Origin of the sequence: Xanthobacter autotrophicus (genome assembly GCF_030015065.1) — a bacterium.
GTDB classification, from domain to species: Bacteria; Pseudomonadota; Alphaproteobacteria; order Rhizobiales; family Xanthobacteraceae; genus Xanthobacter; species Xanthobacter autotrophicus_D.
Window position 1 is genome coordinate 1 of record NZ_JAIVFN010000260.1, and the last position, 1,456, is coordinate 1,456.

Consider the following 1,456-nt stretch of genomic DNA (forward strand, 5'->3'; position numbering starts at 1 on the left):
GCAATAAAAGTTATTCATCTTCTCCATGATGCCGGTGTGGGTCGAAATAGACCTCCGTCACCCGAAAGCGCCCACCTATTCGCTTACACTGAACGATGACGTCGATTGCTATCTTCAGCAGATCCCGAATATCGCCGCGCTCCAGGTCGCGGCCGCCGTCGGATTCTTTGACGAGCAGGGTGAGCTGCTCAAACGCGAGCCGCGTTGAATTCGCGTGCACCGTCGTGATCGAGCCCGGATGGCCGGAATTCACGTTGCGGATGTAATAGAACGCCGTTCCGTCTCGAAGCTCCTGGAGCAGGACGCGGTCCGGACGCATGCGCAGCGAAGCCTCGAGGAGCTCCTTCGGGCCGACCTTTGCGAGTCCCTGGTCATCCTTGGAATAGAACAGCCGTACGTGATTATCCTGAGGGATCACGAGCTCTCGTGTGTCCTCGATCGTAATGAGGCGCTCGTCCTCCGGGATTTGTTGGATCAATGCCTTTGAGAGCGTCGTCTTGCCCGACCCCGTCGCTCCCGAGATGATGATGTTCTTCCGGGCAAGAACAGCCTCCCGGAGGAAGGCCATGTAGCTTCCGGCCTGGTAGAGGCCGAGCAGCCGCACGTCGGTGGGGGAGAGCTCGTCGGCTAGCGGGCTAACCTCCGAGAAGAGGCCCCCTGTTTCTAGATCGCTGAGCGTCAGCGTCACCGCCGAGGGGTTGCGGAGCGTGATGCTCACCGTGCCCTTCGTGGTGGCGGGCGGAATGACGATCTGGATGCGGTGTTCGTCTGGCAGCGTGGCGGACAAGAGTGGGTGGGCCTCGTCGATGGCCTGGTGCGAGTAGCTGGCGACGGCGCGCGCAAGGCGCATCAGCTTTTCGAAGGTGAGTGCCGGCGCGTCGTGCGTGCGCCATCCACCGGGACCCTCAGTCATCACTACGCCTGGGCGATTGATCACGATCTCATAAAGCGACTCGTCCTTCAGAAAGTGCCCGAGGGGAGAGAGCAGCTCACGGACAACGCCGACGTCGGCGGCATCGCTCATCCCCTCCCCTCGCCTATTTCGTGACCAGCGTGGAGCGGCGACTGAAGTCTCCGAGCACGCCGCGATCGTAGATCGTGTTGCGAGGCTCGGTGACGCGCAGGCCGTAGACGCTGGAGAAGTCGAGGTCGCGGGCGACGAAGATGGAGACCATCTCGCCCTGGTGCTTCTCCAGCGTCGGCGGAATGTTGATGGACTGCTCGACGGCGATGGCGGCCGCCTGCTGGCCGGCATTTGCGCTGTTCTGCACCTTAATGTCCCCCTGCTGGAGCTGGCCCTGTGCGTAGTTGGCGGCGTCGCCGACAATTGAAAGCAGCAGGGCGCTGCCGAAGCGCTCCCACCAATGGGTGTCGACATAGCCGTCCATGCCGGCCCGGCCCAAAGCGTCGGTCGCGGGCGAGGCGAGCGTGATGATGATGCCCTTCGGGGTCTTGG

General features: G+C 62.5%; 2 protein-coding genes. Both read right to left on the reverse strand.

The genetic code is table 11. The features are described from left to right. Positions 1-10 precede the first annotated feature (10 nt). Positions 11-1,024, reverse strand: a complete 1,014-nt coding sequence (virB11, locus tag K9U40_RS22960; protein WP_282639135.1) for a P-type DNA transfer ATPase VirB11 — start codon at positions 1,022-1,024, stop codon at positions 11-13. A gap of 13 nt (positions 1,025-1,037) precedes the next feature. After that, a partial coding sequence (locus K9U40_RS22965) for a TrbI/VirB10 family protein (protein ID WP_282892397.1) occupies positions 1,038-1,456 on the reverse strand: 419 nt, incomplete at its 5' end.

What these genes read in the sequence shown, in the direction of transcription:
- virB11 (WP_282639135.1), bottom strand. Translation starts at nt 1,024, where the DNA reads ATGAGCGATGCCGCCGACGTCGGCGTTGTCCGTGAGCTGCTCTCTCCC.